The 18828-nt window shown below is 72.5% G+C and carries 17 protein-coding genes; 5 read left to right on the top strand and 12 right to left on the bottom strand.

Annotated elements, in window-relative coordinates; translation table 11 throughout:
• Nucleotides 1-29 precede the first annotated feature (29 nt).
• The gene (locus AB0I15_RS16785; RefSeq protein WP_358095584.1) at nucleotides 30-2807 is read left to right on the top strand and encodes a BTAD domain-containing putative transcriptional regulator; all 2778 of its coding nucleotides are present in this window, start codon (nucleotides 30-32) and stop codon (nucleotides 2805-2807) included.
• A 36-nt stretch (nucleotides 2808-2843) separates the two neighbouring features.
• Here the strand turns inward: AB0I15_RS16785 and AB0I15_RS16780 are convergent, their stop codons facing one another.
• Both AB0I15_RS16780 and AB0I15_RS16775 read right to left on the bottom strand, forming a co-directional pair.
• A complete protein-coding gene (locus AB0I15_RS16780) occupies nucleotides 2844-4190 on the bottom strand; it encodes a cytochrome P450 (protein ID WP_358095582.1) in 1347 nt (448 codons plus the stop codon).
• A 27-nt stretch (nucleotides 4191-4217) separates the two neighbouring features.
• The gene (locus AB0I15_RS16775; RefSeq protein WP_358095580.1) at nucleotides 4218-4409 is read right to left on the bottom strand and encodes a ferredoxin; all 192 of its coding nucleotides are present in this window, start codon (nucleotides 4407-4409) and stop codon (nucleotides 4218-4220) included.
• Between the two features lie 228 nt (nucleotides 4410-4637).
• Here AB0I15_RS16775 and AB0I15_RS16770 point away from each other — a divergent pair, with 228 nt between their 5' ends.
• Nucleotides 4638-6479 (top strand): glycoside hydrolase family 15 protein, encoded by a 1842-nt coding sequence (locus tag AB0I15_RS16770; protein ID WP_358095578.1) that lies wholly within the window; start codon nucleotides 4638-4640, stop codon nucleotides 6477-6479.
• Here AB0I15_RS16770 and AB0I15_RS16765 read toward each other — a convergent pair whose 3' ends face one another.
• Nucleotides 6480-7385: an NAD(P)H-binding protein gene (locus AB0I15_RS16765; RefSeq protein WP_358095576.1), complete on the bottom strand. Its 906-nt coding sequence runs from the start codon at nucleotides 7383-7385 to the stop codon at nucleotides 6480-6482.
• A gap of 212 nt (nucleotides 7386-7597) precedes the next feature.
• Here AB0I15_RS16765 and AB0I15_RS16760 point away from each other — a divergent pair, with 212 nt between their 5' ends.
• Nucleotides 7598-8779, top strand: coding sequence for an MFS transporter (locus tag AB0I15_RS16760; protein ID WP_358095574.1), 1182 nt, complete (start codon nucleotides 7598-7600; stop codon nucleotides 8777-8779).
• A 24-nt stretch (nucleotides 8780-8803) separates the two neighbouring features.
• Here the strand turns inward: AB0I15_RS16760 and AB0I15_RS16755 are convergent, their stop codons facing one another.
• Together AB0I15_RS16755 and AB0I15_RS16750 are read right to left on the bottom strand one after the other, a co-directional pair.
• Nucleotides 8804-9856, bottom strand: a complete 1053-nt coding sequence (locus AB0I15_RS16755) for a CU044_5270 family protein (protein WP_358095572.1) — start codon at nucleotides 9854-9856, stop codon at nucleotides 8804-8806.
• The gene (locus tag AB0I15_RS16750) at nucleotides 9853-10365 is read right to left on the bottom strand and encodes an RNA polymerase sigma factor (RefSeq protein WP_358095570.1); all 513 of its coding nucleotides are present in this window, start codon (nucleotides 10363-10365) and stop codon (nucleotides 9853-9855) included. Before AB0I15_RS16750 ends, AB0I15_RS16755 begins: the two co-directional genes overlap by 4 nt.
• A gap of 126 nt (nucleotides 10366-10491) precedes the next feature.
• On the opposite strand from AB0I15_RS16750, the gene AB0I15_RS16745 reads away from it, so the two are divergent.
• On the top strand, nucleotides 10492-11040 hold the full coding sequence (locus AB0I15_RS16745) for a YciI family protein (protein ID WP_358095568.1): 549 nt from the start codon (nucleotides 10492-10494) through the stop codon (nucleotides 11038-11040).
• An 8-nt stretch (nucleotides 11041-11048) separates the two neighbouring features.
• Here the strand turns inward: AB0I15_RS16745 and AB0I15_RS16740 are convergent, their stop codons facing one another.
• Nucleotides 11049-11819, bottom strand: a complete 771-nt coding sequence (locus tag AB0I15_RS16740) for a hypothetical protein (protein ID WP_358095566.1) — start codon at nucleotides 11817-11819, stop codon at nucleotides 11049-11051.
• A complete protein-coding gene (locus tag AB0I15_RS16735) occupies nucleotides 11812-12159 on the bottom strand; it encodes a hypothetical protein (RefSeq protein WP_358095564.1) in 348 nt (115 codons plus the stop codon). Before AB0I15_RS16735 ends, AB0I15_RS16740 begins: the two co-directional genes overlap by 8 nt.
• A 257-nt stretch (nucleotides 12160-12416) precedes the next feature.
• Here AB0I15_RS16735 and AB0I15_RS16730 point away from each other — a divergent pair, with 257 nt between their 5' ends.
• Complete coding sequence (locus AB0I15_RS16730) at nucleotides 12417-13649, top strand: cupin-like domain-containing protein (protein ID WP_358095563.1); 1233 nt, start codon at nucleotides 12417-12419, stop codon at nucleotides 13647-13649.
• Here AB0I15_RS16730 and AB0I15_RS16725 read toward each other — a convergent pair.
• The 5 genes from AB0I15_RS16725 to AB0I15_RS16705 all read right to left on the bottom strand — a co-directional run bounded on the left by AB0I15_RS16725 (nucleotide 13642) and on the right by AB0I15_RS16705 (nucleotide 18822).
• On the bottom strand, nucleotides 13642-14676 hold the full coding sequence (locus AB0I15_RS16725) for a hypothetical protein (protein WP_358095561.1): 1035 nt from the start codon (nucleotides 14674-14676) through the stop codon (nucleotides 13642-13644). The two genes, AB0I15_RS16730 and AB0I15_RS16725, sit on opposite strands and share 8 nt — an antisense overlap.
• 120 nt (nucleotides 14677-14796) lie before the next feature.
• Nucleotides 14797-15873 carry a hypothetical protein gene (locus AB0I15_RS16720; protein ID WP_358095560.1) on the bottom strand — a complete coding sequence of 359 codons (1077 nt, stop codon included), beginning with the start codon at nucleotides 15871-15873 and terminating at the stop codon, nucleotides 14797-14799.
• On the bottom strand, nucleotides 15870-17057 hold the full coding sequence (locus AB0I15_RS16715; RefSeq protein ID WP_358095558.1) for an MFS transporter: 1188 nt from the start codon (nucleotides 17055-17057) through the stop codon (nucleotides 15870-15872). Before AB0I15_RS16715 ends, AB0I15_RS16720 begins: the two co-directional genes overlap by 4 nt.
• The gene (locus AB0I15_RS16710; RefSeq protein ID WP_358095557.1) at nucleotides 17054-17803 is read right to left on the bottom strand and encodes a class I SAM-dependent methyltransferase; all 750 of its coding nucleotides are present in this window, start codon (nucleotides 17801-17803) and stop codon (nucleotides 17054-17056) included. Before AB0I15_RS16710 ends, AB0I15_RS16715 begins: the two co-directional genes overlap by 4 nt.
• Nucleotides 17800-18822 carry a hypothetical protein gene (locus AB0I15_RS16705; protein ID WP_358095555.1) on the bottom strand — a complete coding sequence of 341 codons (1023 nt, stop codon included), beginning with the start codon at nucleotides 18820-18822 and terminating at the stop codon, nucleotides 17800-17802. Before AB0I15_RS16705 ends, AB0I15_RS16710 begins: the two co-directional genes overlap by 4 nt.
• Nucleotides 18823-18828: the final 6 nt, after the last annotated feature.

The raw sequence follows: 18828 nt of genomic DNA, 5'->3' as shown, positions 1-18828 counted from the left end.
TACCTCCCCTCCGTACGCTTCTCATCCTGATGACACTGGAAATCGGGTTCCTCGGACCTTGGGAGATCAAGGCGGACGGGCGGCCGGTACGCCTGGCGGGCCGCCGCCGTGTCGCCCTCCTGACCCGGCTGGCGGTCGACGCCGGCCGGCCCGTCACCGCACGCCAGCTCGTCACCGACGTCTGGGGGCAGACCTCGGCGGCCACGGCCGGCAAGCAGCTCCACATCGTGGTGTCGAAGCTGCGTACCGTGCTCCCTCCCGGCGTCATCACGACCGTGCCGCGCGGCTACCTGCTCGACCTGCCCCGCGACCGGGTCGACGCGCACAGCTTCACGCTGCTGGCCGGCCGGGCGCGGATGGCGCGCGAGCGCCGCGAGCCGGGCACGGCCGACGGGCTGTTCCGGCGGGCGCTGGCCCTGTGGCGGGGGCGCGCCCTGACCGAGCTGGTCGACCCGTGGGCGCAGATCGAGGCCAGCCGCCTGGAGGAGGAGCGCCTGGCGGTCTTCGAGGACCACATCGACCTGCGCCTGGCGGCCGGGGACCACCACGCGGCGGTGATCGACCTCATCCCGCACGTGCAGGCCCACCCCCTGCGCGAGGGCGCGCGCGTCCAGTTGATGCTGGCGCTCTACCGCGCGGCCAGGCCGTCCGAGGCGCTCGCGGTCTTCCAGGAGGGCCGCACCCTCATGATGGCGGAGCTCGGCGTCGAGCCGGGCACGCGGATGCGCCGCCTGCAGCACGCCATCCTCACCAGAGATCCCGTGCTCGAGCTCATCACCCCCGCGCAGTCCAGCACGATCGTCCCCGCCGAGCTGCCCGCCGACACCCGTTCGTTCACCGCCCGTCACGAGGAGGTGAACTGGCTGCGCGAGGCGGTGCTGCGCGCGGGCGTGGCCGTCATCGACGGGCCGGGCGGCGTGGGCAAGTCGGCGCTCGCCCTCCACGTCGCACACGCCATGGCCGGGCGGTTCCGCGACGGCGTCATCTACGTCAACCTGAACGGCGCCACTCCGGGGCTCCGGCCGCTGCCGGCTCTGGACGCCCTGGGCCATCTGCTGCGCTCGCTGGGGCTGGACGGCTCCGCCGTACCGGCCGATCTCGAAGGGGCGGTCGCCCGCTACCGGTCGCTCACCGCGGCGGGCAACCTGCTCGTCATCCTCGACAACGCGCTCGACGCCCACCAGGTGCGGCCGCTCATTCCGGCCGGCGCGGGCTGCCGGGCCGTCGTCACCACCCGCGACGCCCTGATCACGCTCGACGGCACCCGCCACCTGCACCTGGCCGGGCTCGACGACGGCGATGCCGTCACCCTGCTCGCCAGGATCGCGGGCCCGGGCCGCGTCCAGCGCGAGCCGGCGGCCGCCGCGAAGATCGCCGAGTTGTCCGGCGGCCTCCCCCTGGCCATCCGGATCGCTGGCGCCCGCCTCGCCGCGCGGCCCGACTGGCGGCCGTCCGACCTCGCCGACCGTCTCACCGACGCCGCCCGGCGCCTGGACACCCTGCGACACGCGGACCTGGCCGTACGCGCCAGCATCGCGGTCAGCCACCGGCACCTGCGCGAGGAGCCGAGCGGCCACGACGCCGCGCACGTCCTGCTGCTCCTCGGCCTGCTCGACACACCGGCCCACACCCCGGCCGCGACGGCCGCCCTGGCCGGCTGGCCCGAGGCGCGGGCGGAGGCGGCCCTCGAACGGCTCCGCGGCGCCCGGCTCCTGGAGTCCGCGGGGCACGGCCGGTACCACTTCCACGACCTCATCCGCCTGTACGCCAGGGAGCAGGCCGCCCTCGAGCTGCCCCCGGCGGAGCGCGCGGCCGCGCTCCGCCGGGGGCTCCACCACTACCTGGCCTCGGTCAACACCGCCACACGGCTCGTGCACGCCCAGGAGCCGGAGCCCGAGTACGTGGCCGAGCGGCCCGGCGTCGCGTTCGCCGGCGCGCGGGAGGTCGGCGCATGGACCGAGACCGAGCGTGACAACCTCCTGGCCGTGGCCCGCCAGGCGGTCGAGTCCGCCGACCCGGGCACCGCCGTCGGACTGGCGATCGGGCTGCACATGCCGTTCAACTACCGCGGCTGGGTCACCCACCTGGCCGACGTCCACCGGAACGCGATCGAGGTGGCCGCGCGGTGCGGGGACTGGGCCGGGCAGGCGCAGGCGGAGAGCTACCTGGGCTGGGTCTACCGCGACCAGGGACGCCACGACCAGGCGATCGAGCACCTGGAACGGGCCGCCGCGTGCTGGGACAAGGCCGCCCTGCCGCACCGGAGGATAGGCTCCTTCAACAACCTCGGCATCATCTACACCATGCTCGGGCGGCTCGATCTCGCCGTCGCCAACCTCGCACGAGCCCTCGACATCGCCGAGGAGATCGATGACCGCTACGCGCGGGGCGCCATCCTCAACAACCGTGTGCACGTGCTCTACCGGCAGGGCCGGTCCGAGGAGGCCATAGCGCAGGCGAGGGTGGCCGTCGCGGAGTGGAGCGGCACTCTGTACGGGGAGGGGTCGTCCCGGTCGAGCCTGGGCCGTGCCTACATGCACGCCGGGCGTCTCGCCGAGGCGGCCGACGCCTACCAGGTGGCGCTGACGCTCCTGCGCGAAGTCGGCTACCGCATCGGCTACGCCGTGACCGCCTGGTGGTCCGGCCAGACCCTGTACGCCCTGGGACGGCACGCCGAGGCCCGGCGGGACTGGCACGAGTGCTTCGCGACCCTGCTGGAGACGCGCCTGCTGACCCAGGCGGACGTGGACGAGCTGCTCGTGCAGCCCGTTCCGGACATGCCGGGGCCGATCAGGAACATGCTGTAGACCCGGCTGTCCGAAGGCGCGATCCGGGGCGCGGCCTCACCGTTCGATCTTCGCCGCCGACTTGCGGACCGTGACCGGCTCGGCGAGCCGTTGCTCGTCGCAGACCCGCTGCAGCGCGTCCAGGGTCTCGTCGAGCCCGGGTCCGAGCCTGGGGCCCGGGGTGAAGGTGGCCGGCAGGTGGCGCATGCCGTTGATGACGCCGATGGTGTCGTAGGGGACCGCGCCGCCGGGCTCGCACCGGTAGCCGGGCAGACGATCGAGCACCTGCAGCAGCATGCGCTTGAACACGGCGCGGGCCACGTTCGAGCCGATGCAGCGGTGGATGCCCAGCCCGAAGCTGCTGTGTCGGTTGCCGGTGCGAGCCAGGTCGAGGGTGTCCGGCTCGGGGAAGACCGTGGCGTCCCGGTTGGCCATCGCCCACGACAGCCAGAGGCGTTCGCCTTCCTTGAAGCGGGTGCCGGCGATCTCGCAGTCGGCGGAGAACGTGCGCCCGTCGCCCGGCGCCGGGGTGAAGAAGCGCAGGAACTCCTCGGTCGCGGAGTCGAGCAGGGCGTCGCGTTCGCGGCTGAGGCGCGCGCGCTGGCCGGGGTGCTCGGAGAGCCATTCGAGCGCGTGCGCGGTCAGGGCCGTGGTGGTGTCGAAGCCGCCGCCGATGATCAGGACCAGCGATCCGACGAGGTCCTCGAACACCGGGGGCCGGCCGCCGATGTCGGCCCGGACGAGTGCGTCGATCAGGCCGGGACGCGGGTCGGCGCGGATCTGTTCCAGCTCGGAGATGAGGTCCATAACCATCTCCATGTGCAGATGGGCGATCCGCGGCGAGTCGGGCGAGTCGGGCGGGGTGTAGACCGCGGCGTGCACGGGCTCGTTGTAGGTCGTCCACTTCTTCAGGGGGATGCCCATCATGGCCAGCGTGAGGACGGCGGGCACGACATTGGCCAGGTCGTCGACGAAGTCGATGCGCCCCTCCTCGATCCTCTCGTCCAGGCAGGCGCGGGTCACCTCGTCCACGAACGGCAGCCAGCGGCCGACCGCGGCCGGCGACAGGTACGGGTTGAGCGCCTGGCGGTAGTGACGCTGCTCGGGCGGGTCCATCTCCAGGAAGCCGGCTCTGCCGAACGCCTCGGGTGTCGGGATCGTGATGCCCCGGTAGCCGCGCCGCTCGCCCTTGACGTCGTGGTCGTTGGACAGCAGGTCGGCGCGGCGGGCCAGCTCGAACACCTCTTGGTTACCCGCGGCCACCCAGTGGCCGTCGTAGGCGTCGCTCCAGGCGATGGGGCACCTGGCGTGCATCTCCTGGGTGATGGACGCGAACCGGCGGCGGTATTCGGGGGTGTGCCGATCGAAGTGGTACCGGTTGCGTTCGCGCTCGTCCTCGCTCACGGCGTCGTCCTCCTTGTCGGTACCTGGTCAGAAAGCAGATATCGCCCGTTCCGGACAGGACGTGACGGCCTCGGCCACCCGGGCCTCCTCCTCGGCGGGGACGTTCTCGTTCACGACCGAGGAGTGGCCGTCGATCTCGTCGAGCTCGAACACGTCGGGGGCGATCATGTTGCAGAGCGTGTGTCCCTGGCACAGCTCCGGGTCGACCCGCACCTTCATGCTGCCGCCTCCTTCGGATCACGATGGCGGTCACCCGGCCCATGTCACGGCGCGGGCTCCGCCTGCCCCCATAGTGACCGGGATGCCGTGCGCTGTCTCGTACACCGTCGTGGGAGCGCCGCCGCCCAGCGTAAAATGCCTGATCACGCTGAACAGGGTCAAGAAGATCTGTGGCTCCTTGACGCACTCCAGCACCCCGAATCCGAGCCCGCCGCCTATTTTGAGAACATGCAGGCAGAAAACGCCGATGCGACGACCACGGCTCGCGAGGACTCCCGCTACCTGCCGATCGGCGAGCACGGGCTGATCGGTGACCTGCGGACCGTCGCGCTGGTGGGCACCAACGGCACGATCGACTGGTACTGCTGCCCACGCTTCGACTCGCCCAGCGTCTTCGGCTCGATCCTCGACGCCGACAAGGGCGGCTCGTTCCAGCTCTTCGCCGACACACCGGCGACCACCAAGCAGTTCTACTTCCCCGACACCAACGTCCTGATCACCCGCTTCTTCGCCGACGACGGGGTCGGCGAGATCCAGGACTTCATGCCGATCGCCGACGACCGGCTGGAGGCCGACCGGCACCGGCTGATCCGCCGGATCACCTGCGTCCGCGGCACGATGCCGTTCTACGCCCGCGTGGCGCCCCGGTTCGACTACGCCCGGCAACCCCACACGGTCCATCAGGACGGGTCGCGGACGATGTTCGAGTCGGAGTCGCTCTGCCTCGCCCTGTCCGCCAGCGTGCCCGTGGAGACCGACGGGCGCGACGCCTGGAGCCGGTTCGACCTGCGGGAGGGGGAGCACGCGGTGCTCGCCCTCGACCGTGTCGGCGCGGGGGTCGAGTTCCGGGGCTGCCCGATCGAGGAGGCGGAGGAGGAGTTCGCCGCCACGGTGCGGTTCTGGCGGAAATGGCTGTCCGCCTCCCGCTACCGGGGCCGGTGGCGGGAGGTCGTGCACCGCTCGGCCCTCACGCTCAAGCTGCTCACGTACGCACCGACCGGCGGGATCGTCGCCGCCCCCACCACCAGCCTGCCCGAGCAGATCGGCGGCGTACGCAACTGGGACTACCGCTACGTATGGGTGCGCGACGCCGCCTTCTGCGTGTACGCCCTGCTCAGGCTCGGCTTCACGGAGGAGGCCGAGGCGTTCATGGGCTTCCTGTCCAAACACGTCGGGCTCGACGACAACCGCGGCACGGGCCCCTTGCAGATCATGTACGGCATCGACGGCCGCAGCGACCTGCCCGAATTCGAACTGGCCCACCTGGAGGGCTACCGGGGATCCGCCCCCGTACGGGTGGGCAACGCCGCCGTCGACCAGCTCCAACTGGACATCTACGGAGCGCTCGTCGACTCCATCTACCTCTACAACAAGTGGGGCACCCCCATCTCCAGCGACCGCTGGGAAGAGGTGTGCACGCTGGTCGACTGGGTCTGCGACAACTGGAACCAGCCCGACGAGGGGATCTGGGAGACCCGGGGCGGACGCAAGGACTTCGTCTACTCGCGCCTGATGTGCTGGGTGGCCATCGAACGCGCCATGCGCGTGGCCGCCCAGCGCGGCCTGCCCGCCGACATTCCGCGCTGGCGGCAGGCCCGCGACACGATCTACCGCGACATCATCCGGCATGGGTGGTCGGACCGGCTGCAGGCGTTCGTCCAGCACTTCGGCGACGACGTCCTCGACGCGTCCGTCCTGATGATGCCGCTGGCCAAGTTCCTGTCGCCCAGCGACCCCAAGTGGCTGTGCACCCTCGAGGCGCTCAGCGGCAGCCTGGTCTCGGACTCGCTGGTCTACCGCTACGACCCCGAGGCCAGCCCCGACGGACTGCAGGGCCCGGAAGGCACGTTCTCGATCTGCTCGTTCTGGTACGTCGAGGCCCTCGCCCGCGCCGGCCGCCTCGACGACGCCCGCCTGGCCTTCGAGAAGATGCTGACCTACGCCAACCACCTGGGCCTGTACGCCGAGGAGATCGGGCACACCGGAGAGCAGCTCGGCAACTTCCCGCAGGCCTTCACCCACCTCGCGCTCATCAGCGCGGCCTTCAACCTCGACCACGCGCTGGGCTGATCAGCCCAGGTAGAAGTCGCGGCGAGCGGCCACGAACGCCTCGACCGTCTGGGCGGGCACGCCGGTCACCCGTTCGACGTCGTAGGAGGCGCGGTCGTAGCGGTTCTCGCGGTGCAACCGGGCCATGGTGGCGATGTGCTGTTCGGTGTGCGGCGGCAGGCCCGCCTTCGCGAGCACCTCGGCCCGCCACCGGTCCAGCGGCACGTCCACATAGGACACCTGCCGCCCCAGCGCCCGCGAGAACTCCTCGGCCATCTCCGTCATGTCGACCGTACGCGGCCCGGTCAGCTCGTAGACGTGCCCGACGTGCGGAGCCGGATCGCCGAGCACGGTGGCGACCACCCGGGCGACGTCGTCCACGGCGACCGGCGACGTGCGCCCGGTGCCGAACGGCAGCGCGATCGTGCCGTTCTCCCGGATCGATCGCGCCGCCAGCGTGGTGAACAGCGGATTGTCCAGGAACGACGTCGGCCGGATGTGCACCATCGGCAGGCCCGACCAGTCGAACACCTGCTCCGCCAGCCAGTGCAGCCGCTGCTGGTGCGACTCCGTGGTGCTGGTGGCCGTCATCTGCGACACCGTCATCTGCGACATGTCGACCAGCCCGGTCAGCCCCCCGTACTCCCGCGCCACGGTGGCCACAACGGTCGCCGCCAGCAGATGGTCCGGCGACACCGGCATCGCGAAGTACATCCGCCCGACGCCCTCCAGCGCGGCAGCGACGGTCTCGGGCCGGGTCAGATCGCCGACGACCACGTCCGCGCCGAGCGTACGCAGCTCAGCCGCACGATCACCGTCGTGGCGGACCATCGCGCGCACCGGCACGTCCTGCCCGCGCAGCCGGCCGAGGACCGCGCGGCCGACGTCACCGACCCCGGCGATGAGAACAAGGTTCGTGTCGGCCATCGGTGGCTCTCTTCCTGGTGGTCGGCCGTCTGAGCGGGAGGCGTGATCGAACCGGCTCCGGCAGGGCCCGCCCCCTCACCGGGTGTACCCACGTCCGGGGCCGGCCCTTCGGCTCGAGGCCGAGAAGCCTGCTCACCCGGGGTTGACGGGCCGCTCCGGCCGTTCGTAGCGTTTCGGAGGAGATTCCGCGAGAGACGGGCGACGCGATACCGATGCGGCTTGAACGGCGCGAAAGCCGGCGGGCGCGCCTATCCGTCGCCCTGCTCTACGTGATCATGAGCATGCCCATCGGCGGGTGGGCCGCCCGGGTGCCCGACGTCCGCCGACAGGTGGGCGCGGACGACGCCCTCTGGGGGTTGGCGAACACCGTGCCGGGCATCGGCAACATCATCGGGCTCTGCATGGTCGTGCTGCTGGCGGGACGGGTCGGTAACCGTCTGCTCGCCGTCCTCGGATCGGGCCTCGTCCTGCTGACGGTGCCGTTGATGGCGTTGTCGACCGGCTTCGCGGGCGTGGTGCTCGGCCTGACGACATGGGCGCTGGTCGCCAACGTCATGGCCATCCCCATGGGCGCCCTCGCACTCGAGGTGCAGCGCCGTTACCGCAGGCCCCTCATGGGCAACTTCGACGCCTGCTTCGGCATCGGGACGCTGGTCGGCGGGGCGGCCGGCACCGTGGCGGCGGCGCTGGAGGTACGGCCGTGGGTTCAGTTCGCCGTCATGAGCGCGCTGCTCGGGCTGTGCCTGGCGGCGACGACCCGATGGCTGCCCGAGGAGGGCGGGCAGCCGGCCGGGACGCTCCGGACGTCGCTCCGGGCGTCGCTCCGGAGGAGATTTCACCGCCGGATGCTGCCGATCACCGCCATGGCCTTCCTGTCGGGGTACGTGTCCGAGGCGGCGATCCTCTGGAACGCCATCTACGTGTCCGACACGATGGGCGCGGGTTCCGTCGCCGGCGGGATCTCCTACACCGTCGCCGCCAGCGCCGGCACCCTGGCGGCGTTTCTGGCGGTGGATCGGCTCACGGCGCGTCTGGGCATCGCCCGCACGATGCGGATGTCCACCGTGTTCGCGGCGGTGGGGTTCGGCGCCTGTCTGCTGGTCGGCGGTCCAGTGGCGGCGATCATCGGATTCGTCCTGCTCGCGACAGGGACGGCCGGGGTGAATCCGAGCCTCTACACCCTGGCCGGCGATCAGGAGGGTCTGTCTCCGAGCGAGGGCGTCTCGATGGTGGAGATCGGGCAGATGCCGGGCGCGTCGATCGCCGCGCCGGCGCTGATGGGCGCCTTGAGCGGCCTGCTCGGGCTCCGCTTCGCCCTGGCGTCCCTCGTCATCGCGGTGCTGCTGCTCAGCCTGCTGGTGGGACGGGTCCGCACGCCGGCCCCCACGGCGTGATCCGGCGCGCCCCGTCCTCGGCCGTCACTCGGTCGAGGGCGGGGAGGGCTCTGCGTCGGTCCAGCCGGACTCCAGCACCACTCCGACGACGCCGCCTTCCTTCCTCGGTACGCCGATCGTGTCCACGGCCAGCACCTTGGAGGTGCCGGGGTCGATGATCAGCCTGGTCCGGGCGGGCCCGCCCGACTGGATCGGGAAGGTCACGGCGACGCCCGGCCGCCCCAGCGGATCGGTGGCCCGGCCTTCGACGCGCACCGCGGGCAGCGTCGCCAGCGCCTGGTAGGCGGCGCCGCGCACCTGCGGGGAGGCGGGCAGCCGGTACAGGAGGTCGGCCAGCGTGGACGGCAGGCCGTCCGTCACCGAACCGGCGAAGTCCCGATCGCTGAGGATCGCCTCGGCGGCCCGCTTCTTCAGCGCCTCAGGATCGGCGGGCAGCGCCTCGACCTCCTTCAGGGTCAGGGGCATGGCACTCCAGTAGAGCTTCTGCTTCCCCTTGAGCGGGATGAGCGTGCCCTCGCCGGGCGAGGTGGAGTAGACGCCGCCGTCCAGCCCCATCATCCATTCGGTCGGCGAGCCGTCCCGGCGCCAGGCTTCCAGGTCCAGCGGGCGGGCGGCCAACTGCCTGCGGCCGAGCCAGCCTCGACCGTCCTTGGCCACCCACTGCTCCGAGAGGTCGGAGGTCTCCAGGCGGTAGACGATGTCGTTCTTGCTGAACGGCCACGCTCTCCGCGCCGTGTACTGCTGCTTGATGTGCCAGTAAGCCCCTCCGGGGGCGGCCTCGGCCTTGGTCGCGGCGGCCAGCAGGATCGAGGCGCCTGACAAGGAGGTGACGCCGGGCGCGGGAGTGGGCGTGGGCGCCGCGGTGTGGACGCCCTGGCCGAGGAAGAGCGCCGTCATGGCCGCGGCGGCGACGACCCCGACCGCACCGGCCCGCCAGGGCAGGCGCCGCCGGGCCGTGCGGGGCTCGCCCGTCTCGGTCGCCATGATCGCCTCACGCAGTGCGCGCGCGCCGGGCCCCTGATCCGGCGTGTGCGGTGCCGGGTCGATCGCCCGTACCAGGTTGTCGATGTCGCTCATGCTTCCCCCATCGCGATCGTCAAGGACGTCTGACGCTCCAGCGCCGCAGTCAGCCGCTTGCGCGCCCGGTGCAGCCGGGTGCGGGCGGCGATGGCCGTACATCCCACGACCTTGGCGATCTGCTCGCCGGTCAGGCCCTCCCAGCAGGCCAGCGCCAGGATTTCGCGGTCGCGTACGGGCAGTTCGTCGAAGGCGGCCCGGACATGGTCCAGATCGACCGGTCTGACCGGCCGGTCGGCGGCCAGTTCGTCACGGAGCCGTTCGGTGAGCACGGCCCTGCGCGAGGCGCCGCGCTGCTGGTTGGCCAGCACCCGGCGGGCCACCCCGTACAACCAGAGCAGCGCCCGCTCACCCTCGGGCACGTCGCCGATGCGCCGCCAGGCGGTGAGGAACGTCTCGGAGATGACGTCGGCGGTGTCGTCGGGCGAGCCGGTACGGCGGGCGGCATATTGGCGTATCGCCGGATAGTAAGCGTCATAGACCGCTTCGAAGCGATCTCGGTGTGTCACAGAGTCTCCTTGCGGAAGGTGCGGACACCTAGGTAAGTGTCCGGCTCCTTTCGGCATGTTGCAGATCCCCCTGGGAAGATCGCGCTCGGCGGCTCGCCGGGGGCGGCACGGGTGAAGACTGGGGGCATGGAGTTCTTCTGTTACCACCGTGACCGGCCCGGCTCCGTGACGTTGCGCTACGAACTGGTGGAAGAGCATTGGTCGTACATGGACCGTTACGCGAAGGAGTTGATCGCCCGGGGCCCGACCCTCGCCGACGACGGCGACACCCCCACCGGCAGCGTGCACATCGTCGACCTGCCCGATCCCGCCGCCGCCCGGGCGTTCGCCTTCGACGAGCCGAACTACCAGGCCGGCGCATACCGGGACGTGCTGCTGCGACGTTGGCGCAACACGCTGGGGCGCACCATGTGGGATTTCCCCGGTGGCCGCACCGATGGCCATCGCTACCTGGTGCTCGGCCTCGGCGAGGGGCAGGCCGCCGACCTCGCCGTGCCGCCCGGCCGGGACGAGCTGATCGCGTACGGGCCGCTGCTGTCCGACGACGGCGCCGCCTGGCTGGGTACGGCGGCGCTGCTGCGGGCCCCGGACCCCGACACCGCACGCGCCATCCTGACCGCCGGCCGCTACGCCGACATCGAGGTGCACACCTGGGAGTTCGGCGGGCGGCGATAGCGACCCGATCAGGCAGGGGGCGCCGGAGACCAGGTGGGCCAGCGCTGCTCGATCGGCCGTGGCAGCTCTGACGCGTGCCACCGCCGGGGCGCGACCCTGGTCGGCGACCACGCGGACGCCTCGGGCGGCGGCTCCCGCACCATCCGCTCGACGACCGCCGGGTGATCCGTGACCTCAGCGCCCAGCCGGGCGTTCCGGGCCGTGGGGCTCGGCCACCAGTTGATCGGCATGCTGGTGCGCACCCGCTGCCCGTGGTCGCGGCTGGGCAGCACGGCGTGCGCGGCGTCCCCGCGGCACACCACGAACCGGTTGAGGTGGGGCTCGACGGTCCAGGCGCGCTCCAGCCGGCGGGGGACCAGGCGGGATCCGTCCTGAGCGCAGACCTGGGAGGACACGATGGTGGGCCCACCGGCGTCGCCGAGGTAGAGGATCGTCGCGGCGGCCGGGCACCGGACGACCTGCTCGCTCATGAACAGCGCCTCGTCCTTGTCCACGTGCCACGACTGGAAGTGATAGGCCGGTGCGCGGCGCACCCACCACTCCACCCCGGCCTCGTCCGCGTCGAGGCCCGGAAGGTCGACCAGGGCACGGAGATGGCTGAAGACGGCGGCGATCAGCGGTGGCTCGGTGGCGCGCAGGTCGGTCCAGAACGAGACCGTCCGGTGCGGCATCTCGCCGGCCGCCGAGATGAGCGCCGCCAGCAGGCTGGGCGGCAGGGCGTCGTCGAAGACCTTCGGGGCGAACGGGTCGGCTTCGACCACGGACGAGGTCTCATTCATCGACGGCTCCATGCGCGCAGCGTTCGGCCAGCTCCGTACGAATCACCCCGACCCGTTCGAGCATGAGAAGCGCCTGAGCCAGGCGCTCGAACGGAACGCCCAGTTCGTTCGCGAGCTCGCCGACCGGCATACGGGAGGATTTCTGCAAATGTCGCGCGAACTCCACCGACCACGCTGAGCCATTCATCCGCCCCGCCCCGGATCCGGAGCGGAGTATGTCGACCCCGTTGGCACCGACGCGCAGTTCGATGTCTACTCCCAGCACAGCCACATCGTCAGGCTGCCAGTCGTGGTAGGGGGCCGTGACTTCCTCGATTCGATCCAACGCCCAGGCTTCCACAAACGGGACAGTATCAGGAGCGCGCGCGGGATCAATAGGCGATGACTACCTTCTTGACCACTTCTGGCTTAGGGTGATGAGGTGCCTACCCCCGCTGCTGCGAATTTCTTGCGCGCACTGCCGGATGGCCCGGCCATTCTGCCGATAATTGCCGATAACAGCCCTTTTGCGATTTCGGCCGCCGACCTTAACCGTCATCCGAAGACCGTTACCGAAAAGGACGTGCATTCGGCCGGACGACACGCCCCGGCGGCCCCGTGACCGGCCCGCCGGAAGTCGACGCGGCGGAGTTCTCCAGCGTGTGGACGCGGCGGCCGTGCCGGGTGCGCGGGCTCGGCGACGTACGGCCGCTGGACGTGTTCGGAATGTTCGCCCGGATCGGCGCCGAAGTCCGCGCCGGGACCCACCGCCGCCTCGACGACGTCAAACTCTTCACCCCGCCGCCGGCTCCGGCCGAGCACGACGCCCATCTCCCCGACGCGGCGGAGCACGACTTCCCGGCCTACGCCGCCAGGGTCTCGCGCGAACTCGGCAAAGACTGGAGCTTCGTGGTCAACTCCGCGCAAGCGACCTCTCCCGAGCTGTACCGCCACGCCCGCGAGCTGTTCGTCGGCCTGCGGGAGACCGGCGCGGGCCTGCCCGCCGGGATCTCCGACTGTTTCATCGTGGCCGGCTCCTACTCCACCGGCCCCACCCAGGTGCACAAGGACACCGCGGAGGTCTTCCTGTACGTGGTGGAAGGCGTGAAGACGATGCTCCTGTGGCCGTACGAAGCGCTGTCGGAGTGGGCGCCGCCGGACCCCGACCCGCTGCGCAACCACGTCGCGCTCAAGATCGATCCACGGGATGTGGACGTGGCGCCCCTGCGGCTGGTCGGCCGCCCCGGAGAGGTCCTCTACTGGCCGGCCTCCTACTGGCACTGCGCCGAGTCGGACGGGCGGCCGTCGCTCAGCCTGCACCTGGCCGCCCACCGCTACCGCGACCTGACGCCGGTGTGGGCCGGCGCCTTCGCCAGGGCGGGGGTCGGCGCGGGAGACTCCCGCTGGGTCTCCTCCGAACAGGAGCTCGGCGGCGACGGCCTGGGCTTCGGGCGAGCGGCGGCCGAGCGCGCGACCTCGGCCGTGCACGAGTGGAGCCTGGCCCGCCACAGCACCGCGAACTTCGAGATCCTGCCCGATCTCGGCCGCCGTGAGCCGCCCGACTGGAAGAGGCACGAGCTGGTCGCGCTGCAGAGCGCCCCGATCTCCTGGGCGGCCGACGCCGCGGACCAGGCCCGGCTCATCGTGGCGGCCAACGGACGCTCGTTCCGGCTCCCGCACCGGGACCCGACGGTCCGGCTGCTCACCGAGCTGGCGTCGCTGCGCGCCGAAGAGGTCCTGGACCTCCGGCGGCACGATCTCGACCGCGAGAGCAGGGCGGTGCTCGACGTCGCCTACCTCGCCGGAGCCGTCGACCGCATGGGCGGCGCCGACCCGGCCGGCCTCACCTGACAGCGGGGACGATCACGGTCACGGACACCGGCTCCGCGGCCACCGCCGGCAGCGCCAGCGCGGCCTCCACATCGGTCACCTCGCGCAGAGCGGCCAGCAGGGACGCCACGAACGAGGGCGGCAGGCCGGCCCGCTGCGCCTCCGACTGCAGGGGCAGCACGTGCTCGGCCGTGCCGAGGCGCCGCAGGATCCGGGTGCGCACGACGCGCCGGGCCGTGCCGACCCGCTCGGGAGACAGCGGCCCGGGGGCGGCGTGGGCCGCGCGCACGACGGAGATCACGTGATCGACGTCCGCCGGGTCAGGGGCGGCCAGCATGGCGAACTCGCCTCGGACCAGGTCCAGCACGCAGTCCCACAGGTAGCTCACGCCCTCCTGGAACCGGATGAGGCCGTCCACGACCGAATGGTAGGGGCCGAACCACGCCTGGTTCGCGATCAGGACCGCGGCCAGTTCGCGCACGGTGCTCACGGCGGGGACCGCGCGGCACAGTCGCACGTATGCGAGGTCGGCGTGGGGCGACTCGACCTCCAGCCGGGCGGCCGGCCGTACGCCGCGCGGGATCCGCAGGGGCATCCCGGCGGGGGAGGAGGCGGGCACGCACGGCTGGGGATGCGCCACGGTGAGGACGACACGGGGGACCGTCGGCTCCGTACGCGCGTCCTGGAGGAGCCGGGCCGTCAGCTCCGCCACACCCACCCGGCCGCCGGCCCCTCCTGAGCAGGCGGCGGCCAGGTCGCCCAGGCCGTGCCGGGTCCGCGTGGTGGCCGCGATCGCCGACATGAGGGCGCGTTCGACCCCGTCGTCCCACCTGAGCCCGCCGACCGTGTCGCGCGCCACCGTCCACAGGGCCGTGGCCGCCTCCCACAGGAGCGCCGGTTCGGTGGTCAGGGGAGCGAGGTCGATGCCCACCACCCGGCCGCGGTCGGTCAGCGCCCGCGCGTCCCCGTACCGCGCCAGCACCTCCCGCGCCCGGGGGAGCACGAGGGCGTCGTGGAGGCACTGCGCGGCGGGGCCGCCGGTGCCCACCAGGCGGGCGTGCAGCCGGGGCCGCTCATCGGCGGTGACGAAACATCGCAGGCCGCCGATCTCGTCCTGGCGGTCCAGGCTGCAGACGGTCCCGTCGTCCGCGGCGTGACGGTCGATGGCCTACCTCCTCGCCGGTCGGGTGCGAATCTCGGCGCGGGAGGTCGAGCCGAGCAGGTCGGCGAACCGGCGGAGCCGCTCCGCGTCGATCCGCTCGACGGCGGCGAGCACGTCCTCGTGCCCGTGCCGCGCCCCCGCCTGGGCCTCCAGCAGATCCAGGGCGTCGATCGCGGCCAGGTCGGCGACGTCCAGCCGGGTGGACAGCACCGCTTGCCGGGCCAGGTCCAGTTGCCCGGGCGTGGCGCGCAGAGCCGGCAGCACCACCTCCTCCAGCAGGCAGAGCGGAGGCGGGGCCGCGCCGGACGCCACGCCGTAGAGATAGCCACCCCTCAGCGAGGACACCCCCCGGGGCGCGACGACACGCCCGGACACCCATCTGAGCCCGGCGCTCCTGGGCCGGCGATCGAGCAGCTCAGCGGTGATCCACGCCGCGGCGGCGACCTCCGCGGTACGGGGCAGCACCCAGGCGCTCGCCTGCGCCGCGCCCCCGTCGGAATCGACCTCCCACCTGCCCTCCAACCGGAGCATCGGCCGATCGGCCGCCGCCACCGTCATCGTGGCGAGGTCGCAGCCGGTGGGGCCGGCCGCGCACACGGCGGAGGGGTGGCCGCCGGGGAAGCGGGCGATCTCCTCGGCGAGCGAGGGGAGGTCCAGCCCGTCGATCACCACCGCGACCGGGTCGAAGGCAGGGTCGCGGCGCAGCGCGCGGGCGATGTCATGACGCGGGAAACCGTAGGGGCGTCGTTCCCGCCCGGTACGGCACTCCAGCCCGATGGTCCGCAGCGCCGCCGCCACCTGCCGGGCCGAAGGGCTGAGGCCGTCCCGGAGACGGCGTGCCACGGCGCCGGCCACCGCCCCTATCTCGTCGGGCGGGCAGGCGTGGTAGAGCAGGACCGCGTGCTCACGCGTCTCACCCCAGGCCAGCGCGGGCACCGGCGGATCGCAGGCGAACCACAGGTGCTCGTACAGGTGGGCGAGCCCGGAACAGGCCGCCGGGTCGTCGAGATAGCCGCGGCCGACCGCCACGCAGACCACGCCGCAGGTGCTGCCCCGCACCACCCGGACGGCGCCGGCCGTCACCGCAGCGTGTCCGCGGGCGCCCTGCCGTCGCGTACGGTCCCCACCGCCAGACCGAGTCCCGCGGCGGCCACGGTCACCGCCCCGGCGACCACGAAGGTGAGCTGTGCGTGCGCGGCGGCGAACAGCCCGCCCAGGACGTATCCGACCAGGAAGAAGGAGTTCACCACGGACCCGGCCGCCGCGTGGGCGCGGCCCCGCAGCTCCTCCGGGGTGCGCATCTGCACCGCCGTACGCATCGCGACGTTCTGGTAGGCATTGGCGGCGCCCGCCAGCAGCGCCGCCACGACGCTGACCCCCACCAGGGCCACCGCGCCGAACGCCAGGATGCTCAGCCCCATGGCGGCGGCGCCGACCTGCACGGCACGCTCGGGGACGAGCCACTCCCTGCGGGCGGCGAGAGCGGCGCCGGCCAGGGCCCCGGTTCCCCACGCCGCGGTCAGGACGCCCAGGACCACGCCCCCCGACCCCAGGGGGCCCTGCACGAAGAACACCATGGCCACGCTGACCATCGAGCTGGCCGACACGGTGAAGATCAGGGTCGGCAGCACCGCGCGCAGGCTCGGCTGCCCGGACAGGAACCGCAGCCCGTCCGTCGCGCCCTTCCACCAGGGGCCGCCGGCCTCCGGCACCGGGCGGTGCACCCGCGACAGCAGGATCGCGCCTCCGGCCAGTGCGAAGGAGACCGCGTCCACGTACAGGGCGGCCCGCACGCCTGCGCCCGCGACCAGGGCGCCACCGATGATCGGCCCGATCAGCGTCGAGGCGGAGCGCCCGAACTCCAGCAGCGCGTTGGCCCGCGCCGGGAACGCCTGCCCCGCCAGCAGCGGCATCAGCACGATGGCGGCCGGCGTCGCGACCGCCGCGCACACCCCGACCACCGCCGTGCCCGCCAGCAGGACCGGCGTGGACGGCCAGGCGCCCATGGCGAAGACGACGGCCGCCTGCACGAGCGAGACACCGCCGAGCACGCGCCCGGCGTCCCGGCGGTCCAGCAACTGGCCGGCCAGCGGGGCCAGCAGCACCGCCGGGGCCAGTTGCAGCACCAGCAACGCCGTGACCAGCAGTGACACCTGATCGCCTGCGACCTTGACCAGCACGGCGATCGCCGCGATCTCGTCGCCGACCAAGGACACCAGCACGGCGGCCAGGAAGACCGCGTTCGCGGCCGAGTGACGGCCCCTCATGTCGCCGGCCGCTCCTTCCGTCCGATGAGCACGTAGTCCGCGTCGCCGCCGAACGCCCGCAGACCGGTGAAGCCGCACCGGCCGAACATGCCGGCCAGATCGGCGATCGGTCGCAGCCGGCGGAGCTGCGTCCCTTCCTCGGTGGAATACTCCTCTCCATCGGGCCCCACTGTCCGCACGACTCGCTCGATCCGCATGCATCCGCCGGTCTGGACGGTCCTGTGTTCGCGGACCTGCGCCACCCGGCCCGCGCCGATCGGCACGTCATCGCGCCGTACCCAGCCCGCCGGGGCCCGCAGCGCCCGCGGCTCACCGGCGGAGCCCGCCAGCGCCAGCACGCCGCCCGGCCGGAGCGCGGCGGCATAACTGCGCACCGACTCCAGCGCGAGCGCGTCGTCGACGATGAAGCTGAAGGCGTTCAGCGGGCAGTACACGACGGAGTAGTGGCCCGGATCGAGGTCGAGGGGGGCGAAGCTGCCGCGGTGGACGGTCGGGCGCAGGCCGAGGCGCCGGGCCTCGGCCAGGCAGGTCGCGATCATCTGCTCGGAGATCTCCAGCCCGTGCACGTCGTGACCGGCGCCCAGCAGCCGCAGCAGCAGGCGCCCGGTGCCGCTGCCCAGCTCCAGCGCCGTGCCGCCGGATTCGGCGACGATCCGGGTGAACACCGTGTCCTCGCCGAACCGCTGGCCGGCGATCGCGGCGGCGTACACGGTCCCGATGAGACCTTCGTAGAACGCTGCCGTCATGCGAACCGCGAAGCGTTGTCCGGCAGCGCCGAGGCGGGCTCCCAGCCCGCGTATCGACGGTGTACCGCGTCCAGGTGGCCGCGGTACAGGTCCATCATCTGCCGCAGGACGGTGAAGAGCTTGTCCACCTTGGCCGGGGTGAGGACGGCCTCATCCGACAGCAGGTGGCCCGGGAGCCCGCCGTGGTCGGCCTCGACGTCCTCGTCGTCGTGCGCCCGGAACTTGGCGACCAGCGCCGCGGGGACGGAGTGCTCGCCCTGGAGCAGGTCCAGCACGTCGATCCCCCCGCGGGCGTTCGCCGCACCGCCCACCGGCACCTCCGGCAGCACCAGCGCCGCGGCGAACTCCGCGACCCCCTGCCAGGCGAAGGCGGCGTAGGAGTGGCTGTAGGCCATGGTCTCCGTCGCCTCCCGGCTCGCGCGAAGCAGGCCGGGGTCCAGCCCGGCGGCGCCGAAGCCGCTCAGCAGCAGCTCCCCATGGCCGGACTCCGACGCCCGGAAGTCCTCCAGCAGCTCCCGCTGCGTCTCCGTCATGGGATGCCGGAACACCGGCTCGGCGCTCCAGGCGGCGGTCCTGACCACGAAGTAGGTCTCCAGCAGGAACCCCAGCGCCAGCCCGGGGCGCGGCCCGGCGGACAGGGCGCTCAGCAGCGGCGAGCCGGAGACGATCTTCGGGAACTCGCGCCGGAACACGTCCACCAGACGACAGGCGACGTACGACCCCGGCACCGACGCCAGCCCGGCCGCGTCCGGGTCCACGAGCAGCCCGGTGCCGAACAGCCGCTCGATGACGGTGACCGCCTGGACCTCGTCGCACCCCAGCCAGCCGCGCACGCCGTCGACCAGCTCGGCCGGCGACATCCCGGCCGCCACGCGCTCCACGTCCGCCAGGGCGACCCCACGGGCCGGGAAGGCGGCCCGGTATGTGCCGTCCTCGATCCGGACGACCCCGTCGTCCACGAAGACGCGAACGCGCCGGCTGAACCTCGGCCGCACCGCCGATTCGATGACAGCGACCATGGATCT

The sequence above is a fragment of the Nonomuraea sp. NPDC050643 genome (assembly GCF_040654715.1).
GTDB lineage: Bacteria > Actinomycetota > Actinomycetes > Streptosporangiales > Streptosporangiaceae > Nonomuraea.
This window is presented reverse-complemented; position numbering and strand designations above follow the sequence as displayed.